1 protein-coding gene is annotated in these 387 nt (G+C 69.5%); it reads right to left on the reverse strand.

Features of this window, described 5'->3' with window-relative positions; genetic code table 11:
• On the reverse strand, positions 1-387 hold a 387-nt coding region (locus IG05_RS43250), incomplete at both ends, for an acyltransferase domain-containing protein (protein ID WP_037815965.1).

The following is a 387-nucleotide window of genomic DNA, read 5'->3' on the forward strand; positions in this document are numbered from 1 at the left end:
GAAGGTGGTGGTTCCGGCTTCGTGGAGGGAGGTGAGGGCGTCGGTGAAGCGTACGGTGCCGCGGATCTGGTCGGTCCAGTAGTCGGGGGTGCGTAGTTCGTCGGTGGTGGCGGGGCGTCCGGTGAGGGTGGAGACGAGGGGGATGCGCGGTGGGTGGTAGGTGATGGTGGCGGCGACCTGGCGGAACTCGTCGAGGATGTCGTCCATGTGGGGGGAGTGGAAGGCGTGCGAGACGGTGAGGCGTACGGCCTTGCGGCCCTGCTCCCGCCACCGGGCCACCTGCCGTTCCACCGCTGCGGTGTCACCGGAGACGACCGTGGACAGCGGTGAGTTGACCGCGGCCACCGCGATGACGCCCGGTTCCTCGGTGAGTGCAGCGGTGACCTC

This window comes from Streptomyces sp. NRRL S-1022 (assembly GCF_000720135.1).
GTDB lineage: Bacteria > Actinomycetota > Actinomycetes > Streptomycetales > Streptomycetaceae > Streptomyces.